Here is a 14,484-nt window from a genome sequence, read left to right as displayed (position 1 = left end):
CGCAACCGCTGGCCGAGCGCATGCGTCCGCGACACTTGGACGAGGTGGTGGGTCAGGAGCATGTACTGGGCGTGGGCGCACCACTGCGCGCCTTGCTCGAAGCCGGCAAGCTGCCCTCGCTGGTGTTCTGGGGGCCGCCGGGCGTCGGCAAGACCACGCTGGCGCGCCTGATTGCCCAGCATGTCGATGCGCAGTTCCTGACGCTGTCGGCGGTGCTGGCCGGGGTCAAGGACATCCGTGAGGCGGTGGCCAGCGCGCAGACTGCGGCGCGTGGGCTCCGCGCCCGCCGCACGGTGCTGTTCGTCGATGAAATCCATCGCTTCAACAAGGGCCAGCAGGATGCGCTGCTGCCCTTCGTCGAGGACGGTACGCTCACCCTGATCGGTGCCACCACCGAGAACCCCAGCTTCGAGTTGAACGGCGCGCTGCTGTCGCGGTTGCGGGTCTTCGTGCTGCGCTCGCTGGAAACCGAGGCCATCGTTGCCCTGCTGCGGCGGGCGCTGAACGATGCCGAACGCGGTCTGGGTGCGGGCGCCGAGGCCCTGCCGGAAAGCTGGATCGCCCGCATCGCCGAGGCCGCCGACGGCGATGCCCGCAAGGCCCTGGTGTTGCTGGAAACCGCCTGGGAGCTGTCGCGCGCGGAGCGGTCCAGGGACGATGCCCTGCTGGAAAAGCTGATCGGCCGGGGTTTTCGCCGCTTCGACAAGCAGGGCGAGCATCACTACGACCAGATTTCCGCCCTGCACAAATCGGTGCGCGGCAGCGATCCCGACGCGGCACTGTACTGGTACTGCCGCATGCTCGACGGTGGCGTCGACGCCGGCTACATCGCCCGGCGGGTGACGCGCATGGCCTACGAGGACATCGGCCTCGCCGATCCGCGCGGCCTGCAATTGGCCCTCAATGCCTGGGAGGCCTACGAGCGCATCGGCTCGCCGGAGGCCGAGCTGGCGATCGCCGAGGCCATCGTCTATCTCGCGGTGGCGCCCAAATCCAACGCCGTCTACACCGCCTATGCCGCCGCCCGGGCGGCGGTGGAGCAGCACGGCTCGCTGGAAGTGCCCCTGCACATCCGCAATGCACCGACCAAGCTGATGAAGGATCTCGGTTACGGCAGCGGTTATCGCTACGACCACGGCGAGGAGGGCGCTCACGCGGCGGGTCAGCAGTTCCTGCCCGACGCACTTCTCGGTGCCGAGTTCTACCGGCCAACCACGCGCGGGCTGGAAGGCAAGATCGCCGAGAAGCTGGCGCAGTTGCGCGCCGCGCGCGGGGGCGGGCGCTGATGCCGGTCTGGATGGCGGTCGCCCTCGGCGGCGCATTCGGTACGCTGGCGCGCTATGGCGTCGGCCTGTGGGCGCGGACGCAGTGGCCGGCATTCCCGGCGGCGACCCTGATCGTCAATGTTTCCGGCGGCCTGGCGATGGGCCTGCTTGGCGGCTATGCGCTGGCGCGGCCGGAGTGGTCGCCGGCCTGGCGGCTGGCGCTGATGACCGGCGTGCTGGGCGGCTACACCACTTTCTCGGCGTTCTCGCTGGAGACCTTGCTGCTCTGGCGCGAGGGCGCGGTCATGATCGCGCTGGCCAACGTCGGCCTCAATCTGCTGCTGAGCCTGGCGGCCTGTCTGCTGGGTTTCTGGCTGGCCCGCTCGGCGCTGGCATAATCCGCGTCCTTCACCCGTTTTCCGCACCCCGTCATGCTCGATCCCAAGCGCCTGCGCACCGATGCCGCCGCCATCGCCGCCCAGTTGGCGCGCCGTGGCTATACCTTCGATCTCGCCGCCTTCGAGCGGCTGGAGTCGCGGCGCAAGCAGTTGCAGACCGAGACCGAGGCGCTGCAGGCGGCGCGCAACAAGGCCAGCAAGGACATCGGTTTCGCCAAGGCCAAGGGCCAGGATGCGAGGCCCTTGCTGGAGACAGTGGAGCAGAGCAAGCAGCGGCTGGCCGAGAACGAGCTGGCGCTGTCGGCCTTGCAGGCGGAGTTCGACGACTTCCTGGCACGGGTGCCCAACATCCCGCACGACAGCGTTCCCGACGGCAAGGACGAGCAGGACAATGTCGAGATCCGTCGTGTCGGCACGCCACGGCAGTTCGACTTTCCGGTCAAGGATCACGCCGATCTCGGCGAGGCCCTGGGCCAGATGGACTTCGCCGCCGCCGCCAAGCTCACTGGCGCGCGTTTCGTGGTGCTGAAGAAGGATCTCGCGCGTCTGCATCGGGCGTTGACCCAGTTCATGCTCGACGTGCACACCCGCGAGCACGGCTACGAGGAGCTGTACGTCCCCTATATCGTCAACGCCGCCTCGCTGCGCGGCACCGGGCAGTTGCCGAAGTTCGGCGAGGATCTGTTCGCGCTCAAGGGCGAAGACGGCCAGGACTGGCGGCTGATTCCCACCGCCGAAGTGCCGGTCACCAATCTGCTGCGCGACGAGATTCTCGATGCCGGCGAGCTGCCGAAGAAGTGGGTGGCGCATACGCCCTGCTTCCGTTCCGAGGCCGGTGCCGCTGGTCGTGACACCCGGGGCATGATCCGCCAGCACCAGTTCGAGAAGGTCGAACTGGTACAGGCGGTGGAGCCGGGCAAGTCTTACGAGGCGCTGGAACAGCTGACGGCCCATGCCGAGGCGATTCTCAAGAAGCTGGAACTGCCTTACCGGGTCGTGGCGCTGTGCGCCGGCGACATGGGCGCGAATGCCGCGAAGACCTACGACATCGAGGTCTGGCTGCCTTCGCAGCAGCGCTACCGCGAGATCAGCTCCTGCTCCAACTTCGAGGACTTCCAGGCTCGCCGCATGCTGGCCCGCTACCGGCATCCGGAAACCAAGAAGACCGAGTTGCTGCACACCCTCAACGGCTCCGGTCTGGCGGTTGGCCGGACCCTGGTCGCCGTGCTGGAGAACTACCAGCGCGCCGACGGTGGCTGGGATGCGCCGGCGGCGCTCAAACCTTATTTGCCGGACTAGGTTTCGACGCAATGAAAAAGCCCGCCTGATGGCGGGCTTTTTTGTCTCCAAAGCTTGTTAGCTGTTGGAGGTATCGCCTTCGCTGATCGAAGCGACATTGCCATCTTCACCGACCACCACCGTGATGGTGTTGCCGGCGCTATCCGTCAGCACGTAGGTGCCGGGGCCGCCGAAAGTGCCACCCAGCTGAGTGATGGCCGAGGAGCCAGGGGAACCGACCGAAATGGTGATCGTCCCACCCGAAGCGCTGGAAACCGTGATGCTGCCGACGGCGCCGACCGGGACAACGAACGAGAGTGCGTTCGACGAGGTGGTGGCGGTGACGGTGTTGCCGCCGACCTGGAAGCCAGACGAGCCCGATCCGCCCTGGCCGGAGCTCTGAGCGAAAAGATTGGTCGAGGCCAGGGTGGTGACGGTCAGGGCCACCAGCGAGAGAGTCTTGATGCGCATGTCTAAGTCTCCTATCGACTAGAACTTGAAACCGTAACCCGCCGAGACGGCGTACTCGGTACCGCTGTTGTAGCGATCACCAACATTGATCGCGCCGGCAGTGATCGAGAACGGGTATTTCTTGAAGGGGGCTACCGAGACGCCCAGATTGGTGAAGCGGCCGGTATAGTCGGCGATCAGCGAGACCTGCTGCGTGAAGTAGAACGCGGCGGAGCCGAAGATATTGACGCCGTCCTTGCCGGGTTCGGCAAAGCCGTTATCACCGACGCCCAGATTCAGAACCAGATTCTTGCTGCTGCCAGCAATCGAAACCGGAACGACCTTGGTGCCGACAGCGTAGAGGCTGGATTTCGCAGCGTCATTGGCGTCGCCGAAGCGGCCGATGGTATTGACGCCGACCGCGAAGGCGGCGCCGCCGGGGAGCGCGGTATGCAGCTTCAGGGAGAAGGAGCCGTTGTCGCCGAAGCCGCCAGGCGCGTTGGCGTTGTCGATCAGCGAGGACAGCGCGAGGGAAGCCTCGAGGCCAACCGCTTTCTTGGCGTCGCCAAGGCCGATCACCAGGCCAGCGGCGCCGTCGAAATCGTCGTCCACGCTGTCAATGCTTTGCACGAAGACACCGACGCCGGCATCACCCCAGCTGGCGCCGAAGGCCAAAGGTGATCCGAAGGACGCGCCCGCAGTGGCGCTGGGAGGGACCAAAGAAGCCAGATTGGCTCCGCTGACCTGCTGGCGATAGACGGTGGACGCCTGGACCGGCAGTGCTGCGACGGCGAGCACTCCAACCAGCGCCACACCTGCTTTGTTGCTCAATTTCATTGGATTAATCCCCGTCTCTAGCGTGAAAAACGTCGTTAAATTAACTGGAACGCACTATTTGAAAGTAATGCGTGAAAACAACTCTAGCCATCAATTCTGCAATGCACAAGAGTTTCTCGGCATTATCCTGCGATCAAGCTCTCAACTCGGATCAGGAAGGCTGTCGAGGCTCGCCGGATCAGGGGAGAGAAGGAAAGCGCCTCAGGGTGCTAGCAGACGGCTGATTGCTGAGTAGCCGTGCACAAAGGTCGATATCTTGATCGCCCCGCAGCTGAAATTGCGTGAATCCGCAGCTGCGCAGCATGTTCAATTGATCGTGAACCACGGCCTGTCCGCGCGCTCGTAATTGGCCCGGGTAATGGCGGCGCTGGAGCAGGAAGCTGGCTTGGGAATAGGCCCGCCCGTCGGCGAAGGAGGGGAACTCCAAAACCAGCAGCGGCAGCCGTAGTGCCGCCTCCGGCAGCGCCAATACGTCAGTGGTATTGGGCAATAGCAGACCGGCTTTGGAGTTCTCGGGAATTTCGCCGAACCGTGCCCAGGGCACCAGAACCGCCTGGTTGGCAGGCACCGATTGGTCGGCCGCCAACTCCGGATAGTGGTCTTCGAGCCGTTGGCCGTGGCGGTCCAGAAGGATGCTCATGCCTGGCTCTCCGCATACAGCTTGGCCTTGAAGGGAGGCATGCCGACCCGGCGGTAGCAGGCCAGGAATCCTTCCTCCTCGTTCAGCCGTTCCTTCAGGTAGGTTTCGACGATGGTCTGGATGGCGTCGGCGATGTGCGCGCGCTCCACCGAAGGGCCGGTGCGGTCGCCCAGGGAGGCGTCATTGCCGGAGCTGCCGCCCAAGGTGATCTGATACCACTCCTCGCCCTTCTTATCGACGCCGAGAATGCCGATGTGGCCGACGCTGTGGTGGCCGCAGCCGTTCATGCAGCCGGACATGTTGAGCTTGATCGAGCCGATGTCGTGCTGATAGTCCAAATCTTCGAATCTATCGAAGATTTCCTCGGCGACGGCTATCGAGCTGGCATTCGATAGCGAGCAGAAATCCAGACCCGGGCAGCAGATCACATCGGTCAGCAGGCCGATGTTCGGCGTCGCCAGGCCCAGCCGCCCCAACTCCTGCCAGAGCGGATAGAGGTCCTGCTGGCGGACGTCGGTGAACACCAGGTTCTGGTCGTGGGTGGCGCGCAACTCGCCATAGGCAAAGCGGTCGGCGAGGTCGGCGATGGCGTCCATCTGCTCGGCGCTGACGTCGCCCGGTGCCACGCCGCGGGCTTTGAGCGAGAGGAACACCAGCTTGTAGCCGGGAACCCGGTGATCCTTGAGGTTGCGCCGGGTCCAGGCGGCAAAGGCAGGATCTTCCGACAGCTTCTGGGCGTAGCTGCCATCCTCGGCAGCGGTCGGGTCCAGTTCAAACTGGCTGAACTGCGCCTTCATGCGCTCCAGGTCGCCGTCCTTGAGTTTGAGCGGGCCGTCCTTGATGGTCGTCCACTCGGCCTCGACCTTCTCGGCGAAGGCGGCCAGGCCCATTTCCTTGACCAGAATCTTGATCCGGGCCTTGTACATATTGTCGCGACGGCCCAGCAGGTTGTAGATGCGCAGGATCGCTTCGCAGTAGCTGAGCAGATCGGCTTCCGGCAGGAAGTCGCGAATCTTCACGCCGATGATCGGGGTACGCCCCAGGCCGCCGCCGACATAGACCTCATAGCCCAGCTCGCCGGCGGCGTTGCGGACGATGTGGATGCCGATGTCGTGCACCCGGGTGGCGGCGCGGTCCTTGGTCGAGGACGAGAAGGCGATCTTGAACTTGCGCGGCAGCCAGTTGAATTCAGGGTGGAAGGTCGCCCACTGGCGGGTCAGCTCGCAGTAGGGGCGGGGGTCCACCAGTTCATCGGCGGCGGCACCGGCGAAAGGGTCGCTGGTGATGTTGCGGATGCAATTGCCGGAGGTCTGGATCGCGTGCATCTGCACGGTGGCGAGATCGGCCAGGATGTCCGGCACTTCTTCCAGCTTCGGCCAGTTGAACTGGATGTTCTGGCGGGTGGTGAAGTGGCCATAGCCCTTGTCGTACTTGCGGGCGATGTGCGCCAGCATGCGCATCTGCGCTGAGGACAGCAGGCCGTAGGGAATGCTGATGCGCAGCATCGGCGCGAAGCGCTGGATGTAGAGCCCGTTGCGCAGGCGCAGGTGGCGGAACTCGTCCGCCGACAGCGAGCCGTCGAGATAGCGCCGGGTCTGGTCGCGGAATTCGGCGACGCGGGCGTCCACCAGCTGCTGATCGTGTTGGTCGTAGCGATACATCTCTTATGCGCTCCAGCCGCCGGGCCATCGAGTCGGCGGCCGCGAAGGGTAGCAATTCGGAATGGGCATATCGATAGACGAGTTGAATTTGCCGGACTACAGCGTCTGCTCGACCCGTACTCGTTTGACGACTTCGGCCTGGCGCAGGTCCGGGTCGGCGATGGCGGCGATCTCGTCCACCAGCTCGCGCTTCAGATGCGGCGCGAAGGTGCTGACGAAGTCGTACATGTAGCCGCGCAGGAACAGGCTGCGCCGGAAGCCGATATGGGTGGTGCTGGCCTCGAACAGATGATCGGCATCGAGCTTCACCAGATCGGCGTCGACGCGGGCGTCCCAGGCCATGTTGGCGACGATGCCGATGCCCAGACCGGAACGGACATAGGTCTTGATCACGTCGGCGTCGACTGCGGTCAGTACCACGTTGGGCTTGAGACCGTGCGCGGCAAAGGCCTGGTCCAGCTTGGAGCGCCCGGTGAAGCCGAAGGTGTAAGTGATGATCGGATGCTCGGACAGCTGCTTGAGCGTGGGCCGTTTCACCTTGGCCAGCGGATGACTGGGCGGCACCAGCACACAGCGGTTCCAGTGGTAGCAGGGCAGCATGACCAGCTGGTCGAAATGGTGGATGGCTTCGGTGGCGATCGCGAAGTCCGCCTCGCCCTCGGCGGCCATCTTGGCGATCTGCGGCGGCGAACCCTGGTGGATGTGCAGGGCTACCTTGGGATATTGCTTGCGGAAGGCCTGGATCACCCGGGGCAGTGCGTAGCGTGCCTGGGTGTGGGTGGTGGCGATGGTCAGCTCGCCCTCGTCGGCCTGCCGGAACTCGCGGGCGACGCTGCGGATGTTCTCGGCTTCCGACAGCAGCTTTTCGGCGTAGTCGAGGATGCGCTTTCCGGCCGGGGTGACTTCGGCCAGGTGCTTGCCGTTACGGACGAAGATGTCCACGCCCAGCTCGTCCTCCAGGAGCTTCACCTGCTTGGAAACGCCCGGTTGGCTGGTGTGCAGCGCTTCCGCCGCCGCGGTGACGTTGAGCCCGCGCTTGGCGACTTCCAGCACGTAGTGCAGTTGCCGAATCTTCATGATGAATCTCTCTGAAATAGCTTTTAAAGTATAAGCAATTCCAGGCGACCAATGGTTTCCCGCGTCCCGCCGGGCTGCTACGGTACGCGGCCTTTTAACGGTGGGCTGACATGGACGGATTGGCGTTTTCCTTGGCGGGCCTGCTGGTCGGTACCGCCGTGGGCGCCACTGGCGTCGGCGGTGGTTCGCTGATGACCCCGGTGCTGATCCTGTTCTACGGCATCAGCCCGGCGGTCGCGGTGGGCACCGACCTGCTTTACGCCTCGATCAGCAAGGCCTGGGGAGTGCTGTTGCACCAGCGGCGAGGCACGCTCGAATGGCCCATCGTCGCTTGGTTGGCGCTCGGCAGCGTGCCGGCGTCCCTGCTCGCCCTGCTCGGGCTTCACGCCCTGGGGCCGAGTCCGGCGCTGGACCAGGTCATCAAGTTGACCCTGGCGGTCGCGGTGATCCTGACTGCCAGCTTCACCCTGGTGCAGGATTTTCTACTGCGCCGCTGGAGCCTGCCTTCGAGCTTCTCCAACTTCGTCGCCCGCCATCAGCGTCTCGGCACGGTCCTCTCCGGGGTGCTGATCGGCGCGGTCGTCACCGTCTCCTCGGTGGGCGCGGGCGTGATCGGCATGATGCTGCTGATGCTGCTCTACCCGCGGCAGGAGCCGATCCGGCTGGTGGCGGTCGATCTCGCCCACGCGGTGATCATCACCGGCATTGCCGGGCTCGGGCATGCCGGCCTGGGCACCGTCGACTGGCACATGCTCCTGGGCCTGTTGCTCGGCGCCTTGCCCGGCATCTGGATCGGCAGCCGCATCGGCTTCCGTCTGGATGCCCGCAATCTCAAGCGGGCGATCTCGGGTTTGCTGATCGTGGTGGGCGCGATGACTCTCGGCAAGGCTCTGGCGGGCTAGGGCAGATCGTGAGCGCCAATGCCTGGTTTCCGGTCACCCTGCGCCTCGCTGGCGCCAGGGTGCTGGTGATTGGCGGTGGCGAGGTCGCGGCCCGCAAGATTCGTTTGCTGCAACGGGCCGAACCGCGTCTGGAGCTGGTGGCGCGGGAGCTGAATGCCGAACTGACCGCGCTGCGCGATCAGGGCCGCCTGCACTACCTCGGTGCCGAATTCGATCCGGACCAACTGCCGGGCTGCCGGTTGGTGATCGCCGCCACCGACGATCCCGCCCTCAATCGCCGGGTCGCTGCGGCTGCGGATGCCGCTGGCGTGCTGGTCAACGTGGTCGACGACCCCGTCCCGTCCAGCTTCATCACGCCGGCCATCGTCGACCGGGCGCCGATCAGCATTGCCATCGCCACCGGTGGTGCGGCGCCGGTGTTGGCCCGGCGGCTGCGCGAGCGTATCGAGACCTGGCTGCCGGCCGGCTACGGCCGTATCGCGCAGTTCATGGAGCAGCAGCGCGCGCGGGTGAAGGCCCTGCCGCTGCTGCAGCGGCGCGCGCTCTGGGAGCGCTTCCTCGATGGCGCCGGCCCCGAGCGGCTGCTGGCCGGGCGCGTGGAGGCGGCGGAGAGCCTGTTTGCGGAGCTGCTCACCGCTGCGCCTGGAGCGGCGGCTGGCGAGGTCTATCTGGTCGGCGCCGGCCCGGGCGACCCTGATCTGCTCACCTTCCGCGCTCTGCGGTTGATGCAGCAGGCCGACGTGGTGCTGCACGACCGGCTGGTGGCGCCGGCGATCCTCGACCTGGTGCGCCGCGATGCCGAACGCATCTTCGTCGGCAAGCGCCGCAACCAGCACACGGTGCCGCAGGACGAGATCAACGCCGAGCTGGTGCGGCTGGCCCGGCAGGGCAAGCGCGTGCTGCGGCTCAAGGGTGGCGATCCCTTCATCTTCGGGCGTGGTGGCGAGGAGATCGCCGAGCTGGCTGCCCACGGGATTCCCTTTCAGGTGGTGCCCGGCGTGACCGCCGCCGCCGGCTGTGCCGCCTACGCCGGCATCCCGCTCACCCACCGCGACTACGCCCAGGCCTGCATCTTCGTCACCGGCCATGCCCGCGCCGACGGCGAGTTGCGCCTGCACTGGGATCAGTTGGCGCGGCCCGGTCAGACCGTGGTGTTCTACATGGGGGTGACGACGCTGCCGCGCATCTGCGCCGAACTGATCGCGCACGGCCTGCCGGCGGACTGGCCGGCGGCCCTGGTCGAGGACGGCACCCAGCCCAGCCAGCGGGTGCTCACCGGCACGCTCGCGGATTTGCCGGCCAAGGTGACGGCCCTGGCCCCCAGCGGCGCCTCGCTGCTGATCGTCGGCGAGGTGGTGCGTCTGCGCGAGCAGCTGGACTGGTTCCGCGGCGCAGCTTCCGGGGCTGGCGGCGAGGGTTCGCCCTAGACCTTCTGCTTCCAGCCGCCTTCGGCGGTCTGCTCGAAGCTGCGCAGCTCGTAACCGCGCTCGCGGTAGAACTTGAAGCGCTCGCGGCAGTGGGCACGGCTTTCGGCGTCGCCCGGCACGATCTCCAGCACCCGCTCGAAGCGGCTGAAATAGGCCGGTACCTGCGCGCACAGGGTCAGCAGGATGTCCTGCCAGCCCTCGGGGGGCTCGCTTTCGCCCAGCAGCACCTGCGGCAGCGGCTCCACCGGCGCCGCATGCAGATAGCGCTCGTGTGCCAGAAAACTGCCCTGGCGCTGGGTCCAGAGCAGGTCGCCCAGCGCGTCCAGGCGGGCCGGATCGCTGGCGGTCACGTAGAGCCGGTGTCCGGCCGCCGCCGCCTTGTCGCAGAGACGCACCGCTGCCGACAGCGGATCGCTGCCGCCCTGCTCGGGCAGGATGTAGAAATCAACGCGGGTCATGGCGGCGCGGGCGCGTCGGGTTTATTCCTCTTTCGCCGCGTAGTTCAGCAGGTACTGGGTGAGCAGCGGCACCGGCCGGCCAGTGCCCTTCTTGCCCAGCCAGGCGGTGCCGGCGATGTCGAGGTGCGCCCACTTCATCTTCTTGGTGAACTTGTGCAGGAAGGTGGCGCCGATGATCGCGCCGCCGCCTTCACCCTTGGTGGCGATGTTGGCGATGTCGGCAAACTCGCTGCGGATGTTCTCTTCGTACTCCGGCCACAGCGGCAGCTCCCAGGCGCGGTCGCCGATCTGTTCGCCGGCGTTGAGCAGGGCGCGGGCGAGGCCGGGAGTGTTGCTGAACAGGCCGGAGGGGAACTGGCCCAGGGCCATCACGCAGGCGCCGGTGAGGGTGGCCATGTCGATGCACACCGCCGGGTCGAAGCTGCGCTCGGTATAGGTCAGCGCGTCGCAGAGGATCAGCCGGCCCTCGGCATCGGTGTTGAGCACCTCGATGGTGATGCCGGCCATGCTGGTGACGATGTCGCCGGGCTTGCTGGCCTGGCCGTCGGGCAGGTTCTCGGAGGCGGCAACCACCGCCACCACGTTGATCGGCAGCTTCAGCAGGCTCAAGGCCTTGAAGGTGCCGAACACCGAGGCGCCGCCGCACATGTCGAACTTCATCTCGTCCATCTTCGCGCCCGGCTTCAGGCTGATGCCGCCGGCGTCGAAGGTGAGCCCCTTGCCGACCAGCGCCACCGGCTTCTCGCCGGCCGGGCCCTGACGGTACTCCATGACGATCAGCTTGGCCGGCTGGCGCGAGCCACGGCTCACCGACAGCAGCGAGCCCATGCCCAGCTTTTCCATATCGGCTTCTTCGAGGATGCGGGTGCTAATCAGGCCGCCCGACTCCGCCGCCAGCTTCAGCCCGGTTTCGGCCAGGTAGCTGGGGGTGCAGACATTGCCCGGCAGATTGCCGAGATCCTTGGCCAGCGCCACGCCCTTGGCGATCGCCAGGGCCTCGGCCAGCCCTTTCTCGCCAGAGGGCAGGTCGGAGCGACGCGGCACGTCGAAGGTCAGCCGCTCCAGCTTGTAGGCCGGCAGCGCCTCGCGGGCCTGGGCGCCCTTCATGGCGTCGAAGCGGTAATAGGCGTCCTCGGTGACCAGGGTGGCCTGCTGCACGTTCCAGTGAAAATCGCGGCCCTTGACCTCCAGGTGGGTCAGGTAGCTGACCGCGTCGATGGCGCCGGTGGCCCCGCGCAGCGCGCGGGCGGCGGCGACGTTGGCCTTGCGGAAGGCGGTTTCGTCGAAATCGCGCTGCTTGCCCAGGCCGACCAGCAGCACCCGGTCGGCGAACACGCCAGGGACGTTGTGCAGCACCAGGGTGGAGCCGAGTTTTCCGTCCATGTCGCCACGGCGCATGATGCCGCCGATCAGCCCGTCGGCCGCCTTGTCGATCACCTCGGCGGGGTCGGAGGGGCTGCGGCGGTCATAGATGCCGACGATCACGCAGGCGACGCGCTGCTTCTCGGGATTGCCGCTTTTGACGAAATATTCCATGGTCGGAAAGTAGTGAATCGGTCAGGGGGTTGGTGATGGCTGCGCGTCGAAAATGGAAAATCCGTGGCCAAAACTGCGATGCGCACCAGAAATCGGTGGTTTCCTGAATTTTACTGCCGCCACGGCGGCGCGGATAGCAGGTCGCGCCTGCTGCCCCGATTCGGCGATGATGGCTACCCCGTACCGCTTTCCCTGCTCCGATGCCGCGCCTGCTGACCCTGCATATCGTCCGCCACGTGCTGGGCACCACCGCCGTGGTGGCGTTGGCGATGCTGTCCATCTACAGCTTCATCAGCCTGGTGACCGAGGCCGACGAGACCGGCAAGGGCGGCTTTGGCGTGGTGCAGTTGCTGCAGACCACGCTGCTGCAGCTGCCCACCGGCCTGGCCTTGCAGATGCCCATCATCGCCATGATCGGCGCGCTGATGGGCCTGGGTATCCTTTCCGGACAGGGCGAGCTGACGGCGATGCGCGCCGCCGGTTTCTCGGTGGCCAAGATCGCGGTGGCGACGCTGTTCGCGGGTGCCGTGCTCGGTGCGGCCGGCTGGCTGGTCAGCGAGGTGCTCGCCCCGGCCGGCGAACGGGCGGCGGACGAGGTCAAGGCCAGGGCGCGCGGCGTCCCGGTGGCGGCGGGCAGGGCGGTCTGGCTGCGCGATGGCGACCAGGTGCTGCGCATCCGCAGCCTTTTGGCCGAGGACCGTGCCGAGGGCGTGGAGATCTATCGTCTGGGGCCGGACTTCCGCCTCAGTCAGGTGTTGGCCGCTGATGCCGCCGAGTATCACGACGGCCGCTGGCAGCTGTCGGGGGTGCGCGAGACCCGGATAATCGAGGACGGCCGCGCCGAAACCGCGCAGCGGGCCACCAGCGAGTGGCGCGGCGCGGTCACTCCCAATGTGCTGAAGCTCTATGTTCTGGAGGCGCAGGCGATCTCGGTCGGTGGCCTGCGCCGGCTGATCGGCTATCTGGATGAAAACCAGCTCGATGCCCAGCAATACCGCCTGCAGCTCTGGCGCAAGCTGATCGAACCACTGACGGTGATGGCGATGGCGCTGTTCGCGGTGCCGTTTGCCTTCGGCGGCCTGCGCGACAGCGGTGCCGGCCAGCGCCTGCTGATCGGCATCCTGCTCGGCGTTGGCTTCTACGTGGTCAATCGGGTGAGCCTGAGCCTGGGACAGATCTATGGCTGGCCGCCGCTGCTGGCTGCCGGCACGCCGACCCTGGTCTGGGCGCTGCTGGGCTGCTGGCGGATCAGTCGGCTGCGTTGAGCCGGCTCAGGCCGCTGGCGGCGCGACCGGCCTGGGCAGTTCCACTACCTCGGTGCCGGCGATCAGATCGTTGAAGGCCTGGCCACGGCTGGACAGCAGACAGGGCAGGTAGCCGAGCAGGGCGGCGCCGTAGGCGGTCGCTCCAAACTGCTTGCCCAGCCAGAGGCCGGCGAGGACCGGAACCAGGCCGGCGGCGAAGCGCAGAATGGCCACCGGCCAGCGTAGCCGCGCGCCGTCCAGGCGCCGCACCTGCAGCCGCCAGACGCGCATGCCGAGCGTCTGCCCTCCGCGGGTCCAGGACCAGCCGAAGAAGCCGGCGCCGACCACAAAGCCATACGCCTGCAGGATCACGTAGTTGTGCAGCGGCGTGCGGGCGTCGTCCGCGACCACGAAGGCCACGAAGGGGATGGCCAGCACCAGACCCGCCATCAGCAGGGCGACGTAGAGCAGGCCGTCGTAGGCCAGGGCCACCAGACGGCGCCACAGCGGTGCCGGCAATACCAGGTCGGTCATCGGAACAGGCTCGCATCCAGAACGGGGTCCAGACCAGTATTGTCACCCAGGAATCGCCGATTGCCCCACTCCGAGAATCTCCCATGCGCCTTGCCGCCTTGCTGCTGTTGATCGCCGCCCCCGCCTTCGCGCTCGACTGCGCGCAGACCGATCTCGACTTTGCCGGTCGCCGCCTGCTGGGCAAGACCGAGAATCTCTGCCAGAGCTATGCCGGCAAGGTGGTGCTGGTGGTCAACGTCGCCAGCCACTGCGGTTTTACGCCCCAGTACGAAGGGCTGGAACAGCTCTACAAGACCTACCGGGACCGTGGCCTGGTGGTGCTCGGCTTTCCCTCCGGGCAGTTTCTCGAGCAGGAGTTCGATGACGACAAGGAGATCCAGAAATTCTGCCAAGCCAACTACGGCGTTAGCTTCCCGATGTTCGCGAAGACCGAGGTGAAGGGCGCGGGCGCCCATCCTCTATTCGTGCGCCTCAAGGAGCGCACCGGCGAGGCGCCGTCCTGGAACTTCAACAAGTATCTGATCGGCCGCGACGGCAAGGCGGTGGCGCACTACGGCAGCCGGGTCAAGCCGGGCGACCCGGGGCTGGTGCGGGTGATCGAGGCCGAACTCGCCAAACCGGGTAGCTGATTGCCTCGGCCGCCGCTACAATGCGCGCCTTGCTCCTATCGTCTAGAGGCCTAGGACGGAGCCCTCTCAAGGCTTAAACCCGGGTTCGAATCCCGGTAGGAGCGCCAGATTTCGTTGTTTCTGGTCCCCAAAAAGGTTTGCTCCGGCA

At 66.4% G+C, this 14,484-nt stretch carries 15 protein-coding genes and 1 tRNA gene; 8 read left to right on the top strand and 8 right to left on the bottom strand.

Translation table 11 applies throughout. The features are described from left to right. The first annotated feature begins 20 nt into the window (after positions 1 to 20). The 3 genes from ED208_RS14420 to serS are packed head-to-tail and all read left to right on the top strand — an operon-like array spanning position 21 to position 2,962. Positions 21 to 1,286 (top strand): replication-associated recombination protein A, encoded by a 1,266-nt coding sequence (locus ED208_RS14420; RefSeq protein WP_233575079.1) that lies wholly within the window; start codon positions 21 to 23, stop codon positions 1,284 to 1,286. Further along, the gene (crcB, locus tag ED208_RS14415; protein WP_123212621.1) at positions 1,286 to 1,663 is read left to right on the top strand and encodes a fluoride efflux transporter CrcB; all 378 of its coding nucleotides are present in this window, start codon (positions 1,286 to 1,288) and stop codon (positions 1,661 to 1,663) included. The genes ED208_RS14420 and crcB overlap by 1 nt, the downstream gene beginning before the upstream one ends. 33 nt (positions 1,664 to 1,696) lie before the next feature. Continuing rightward, the gene (gene serS / locus ED208_RS14410; protein ID WP_123212620.1) at positions 1,697 to 2,962 is read left to right on the top strand and encodes a serine--tRNA ligase; all 1,266 of its coding nucleotides are present in this window, start codon (positions 1,697 to 1,699) and stop codon (positions 2,960 to 2,962) included. Positions 2,963 to 3,019: 57 nt separating this feature from the next. Here serS and ED208_RS14405 read toward each other — a convergent pair whose 3' ends face one another. The 5 genes from ED208_RS14405 to cysB form a co-directional block, all read right to left on the bottom strand. Then, positions 3,020 to 3,412: a hypothetical protein gene (locus tag ED208_RS14405; RefSeq protein WP_123212619.1), complete on the bottom strand. Its 393-nt coding sequence runs from the start codon at positions 3,410 to 3,412 to the stop codon at positions 3,020 to 3,022. A gap of 18 nt (positions 3,413 to 3,430) precedes the next feature. Then, positions 3,431 to 4,228, bottom strand: a complete 798-nt coding sequence (locus ED208_RS14400) for a hypothetical protein (protein WP_148044768.1) — start codon at positions 4,226 to 4,228, stop codon at positions 3,431 to 3,433. 178 nt (positions 4,229 to 4,406) lie between these two features. Then, a complete protein-coding gene (locus tag ED208_RS14395; protein WP_123212617.1) occupies positions 4,407 to 4,868 on the bottom strand; it encodes a DUF934 domain-containing protein in 462 nt (153 codons plus the stop codon). Next, on the bottom strand, positions 4,865 to 6,529 hold the full coding sequence (locus ED208_RS14390) for a nitrite/sulfite reductase (protein WP_123212616.1): 1,665 nt from the start codon (positions 6,527 to 6,529) through the stop codon (positions 4,865 to 4,867). Before ED208_RS14390 ends, ED208_RS14395 begins: the two co-directional genes overlap by 4 nt. A 96-nt stretch (positions 6,530 to 6,625) precedes the next feature. Next, on the bottom strand, positions 6,626 to 7,606 hold the full coding sequence (gene cysB, locus ED208_RS14385) for an HTH-type transcriptional regulator CysB (protein WP_123212615.1): 981 nt from the start codon (positions 7,604 to 7,606) through the stop codon (positions 6,626 to 6,628). 119 nt (positions 7,607 to 7,725) lie between these two features. On the opposite strand from cysB, the gene ED208_RS14380 reads away from it, so the two are divergent. Next, the gene (locus tag ED208_RS14380) at positions 7,726 to 8,508 is read left to right on the top strand and encodes a sulfite exporter TauE/SafE family protein (RefSeq protein WP_436286627.1); all 783 of its coding nucleotides are present in this window, start codon (positions 7,726 to 7,728) and stop codon (positions 8,506 to 8,508) included. Positions 8,509 to 8,516: 8 nt separating this feature from the next. Beyond that, positions 8,517 to 9,935 carry a siroheme synthase CysG gene (gene cysG, locus ED208_RS14375; protein ID WP_233575078.1) on the top strand — a complete coding sequence of 473 codons (1,419 nt, stop codon included), beginning with the start codon at positions 8,517 to 8,519 and terminating at the stop codon, positions 9,933 to 9,935. On the opposite strand, the gene ED208_RS14370 is transcribed toward cysG, so the two are convergent. Both ED208_RS14370 and ED208_RS14365 read right to left on the bottom strand, forming a co-directional pair. Beyond that, positions 9,932 to 10,393 carry a DNA polymerase III subunit chi gene (locus ED208_RS14370; RefSeq protein ID WP_123212613.1) on the bottom strand — a complete coding sequence of 154 codons (462 nt, stop codon included), beginning with the start codon at positions 10,391 to 10,393 and terminating at the stop codon, positions 9,932 to 9,934. The genes cysG and ED208_RS14370 overlap by 4 nt on opposite strands. Positions 10,394 to 10,414: 21 nt before the next feature. Further along, the gene (locus ED208_RS14365; RefSeq protein WP_123212612.1) at positions 10,415 to 11,929 is read right to left on the bottom strand and encodes a leucyl aminopeptidase; all 1,515 of its coding nucleotides are present in this window, start codon (positions 11,927 to 11,929) and stop codon (positions 10,415 to 10,417) included. Positions 11,930 to 12,129: 200 nt separating this feature from the next. On the opposite strand from ED208_RS14365, the gene lptG reads away from it, so the two are divergent. Next, positions 12,130 to 13,194, top strand: a complete 1,065-nt coding sequence (lptG, locus tag ED208_RS14360) for an LPS export ABC transporter permease LptG (RefSeq protein ID WP_123212611.1) — start codon at positions 12,130 to 12,132, stop codon at positions 13,192 to 13,194. A gap of 6 nt (positions 13,195 to 13,200) precedes the next feature. On the opposite strand, the gene ED208_RS14355 is transcribed toward lptG, so the two are convergent. Then, the gene (locus ED208_RS14355; protein ID WP_123212610.1) at positions 13,201 to 13,707 is read right to left on the bottom strand and encodes an RDD family protein; all 507 of its coding nucleotides are present in this window, start codon (positions 13,705 to 13,707) and stop codon (positions 13,201 to 13,203) included. 83 nt (positions 13,708 to 13,790) lie between these two features. Between ED208_RS14355 and ED208_RS14350 the strand changes: the two genes are divergently transcribed. Together ED208_RS14350 and ED208_RS14345 are read left to right on the top strand one after the other, a co-directional pair. Next, positions 13,791 to 14,336 (top strand): glutathione peroxidase, encoded by a 546-nt coding sequence (locus tag ED208_RS14350; RefSeq protein ID WP_123212609.1) that lies wholly within the window; start codon positions 13,791 to 13,793, stop codon positions 14,334 to 14,336. 31 nt (positions 14,337 to 14,367) lie between these two features. Continuing rightward, positions 14,368 to 14,443: transfer RNA gene (locus ED208_RS14345), tRNA-Glu, on the top strand. Positions 14,444 to 14,484 lie beyond the last annotated feature (41 nt).

The sequence above is a fragment of the Stagnimonas aquatica genome, assembly GCF_003730135.1.
GTDB lineage: Bacteria > Pseudomonadota > Gammaproteobacteria > Nevskiales > Nevskiaceae > Stagnimonas > Stagnimonas aquatica.
This window is presented reverse-complemented; position numbering and strand designations above follow the sequence as displayed.